This window comes from Bacillus chungangensis, from assembly GCF_030812995.1.
Taxonomy (GTDB): Bacteria; Bacillota; Bacilli; order Bacillales; family Bacillaceae_C; genus Bacillus_CF; species Bacillus_CF chungangensis.
Genome location: NZ_JAUSTT010000057.1, coordinates 1 through 1,728, shown reverse-complemented (window position 1 = coordinate 1,728; position 1,728 = coordinate 1). Strand labels below are relative to the sequence as shown.

1 protein-coding gene is annotated in these 1,728 nt (G+C 36.3%); it reads right to left on the bottom strand.

Annotated features, from left to right (window positions below; translation table 11 throughout):
• Positions 1–4: 4 nt before the first annotated feature.
• Positions 5–1,573, bottom strand: coding sequence for an IS1182 family transposase (locus J2S08_RS22290; protein WP_307233551.1), 1,569 nt, complete (start codon positions 1,571–1,573; stop codon positions 5–7).
• Positions 1,574–1,728: the final 155 nt, after the last annotated feature.

The window sequence follows — 1,728 nt, the reverse complement described above, 5'->3', positions numbered from 1 at the left end:
TATCTTAGTTGCTGACAGTGAATTTTCTTAAATTCACTGCCATTAACGCGAGGCCCATTTCGTTTTCTACCTTCGATTTTCCTCGTACAGAAAATCGAGTGAAACGCAAATTAGCCTTCAAGAATCCAAAAACTGGTTCCACATCGATTTTGCGTTTTCGATAGATGGCACTCGTTTTCTCTTCTGAAAGCTTCACTCTTACATATTCTTTTTGCTGTTCCCATTTTTCATTCACCATTAGTTTTCGATTGTTGCCTTCTTTTGCTTTAGTACACGATGAACGGAATGGGCATCCCGAACAGTCTTCACACTCGTAAATTTTGAGCTTCCGTTGGAAGCCTGTACGGTCATTACGGACAGAATGATATTGAAATTCAAGACGTTTTTGATTAGGACATGTATATGTATCTGTTTCTTCATCATACGTCCAGTTGTCGGGATTAAATATGTTTTGTTTATACTTTTTCTTTTGTTCTTTCAAATACATGCTATACGTAATAAGTGCTTCTCGTTTTCTGTTCGAAAGGATATCATGAAAGTTTTGTTCACTACCGTAACCTGCATCTGCGACAATGTGTTTTGGTAACTCGAAATAATGCTGCTCGATCTCATCTAGAAATGGAATTAACGTACGTGTATCTGTTGGATTTGAAAATAAACTATAGGCAAGCGCGTATTGACCTTCCGTTGCGATTTGTACATTATATCCAGCTTTTAATTGTCCGTTTTGCATATAATCATCTTTCATTCGCATAAACGTCGCATCTGGATCTGTTTTAGAATAGCTATTACGTGTGCCGAAGATTTCAAAGTCTCTTTCATATTTCTGTTTACGTAAGACAAAATCAATCAACTGCTTGCGCACTTGTTTCGGGTATTTACGTTCACTTCTTAAAGCTTTTCGTTCTGGAACATCGGATGATGTTTCAATTTGTTTATCATACTCAGTTACGACATCGTCCACTTTTTGAACCAATTGAGCGAGTTCTTCCAATGATAACTGTTCATCGCTTTCACGTTCAATTTCAGGTATGATTTTGCTCTCTAGTAGCTCATTGTATAGCTGGTTGGACTTTTCAATTAAACTTTGATGATATTTTTCAATGGATTTCTTCCAAACAAACGTAAATTTATTCGCATTCGCTTCAAGTTTTGTACCATCGATAAAAATCGCTTCTTGATCAATAAGCTTTTCTTCAATCAATTGGCAACGGAATTGGACAAAACATTGACGAATTAAATCTTTCACTTCTGGTTGAATACGGAATCGGTTGATTGTGCGGTAGCTTGGTTCATATCCTTGGGCTAGCCACATCATTCGGATACTGTCTTTTAATAGGGCTTCAATTTTCCGTCCTGAGAAGACAGATTGTGTGTAGGCACATAAGATAATTTTAAGCATCATACGTGGATGATAGGCAGGACAACCCTCATTTCGTAGAAATGGTTCGAACGATTCATGAGGGATACTTTCAACTAAATGATGGATATGGAAGGCAATATCATTATTTTGTAATTTTACTTCTAAATCTAAAGGCAAAATTAGTTGATTCATGTTATAATTTTTAAACATAAGGACACTTCTTTCTGATTTGATTTTGTGTGGAACTTAATTTTATCAGAAGTTGTCCTTATTTTAATGCAAAAGTTATCAAAGCCGGTGAAATTTTACTCGTCGTAAAATTTCACCGGCTTTTTCATGTCAGAGGTGGGTTTTGTCCCAACCTC

Bases quoted from the DNA above. Each gene is read 5' to 3' on its own strand.
- J2S08_RS22290 (WP_307233551.1), bottom strand. From the start codon at position 1,573: ATGTTTAAAAATTATAACATGAATCAACTAATTTTGCCTTTAGATTTA.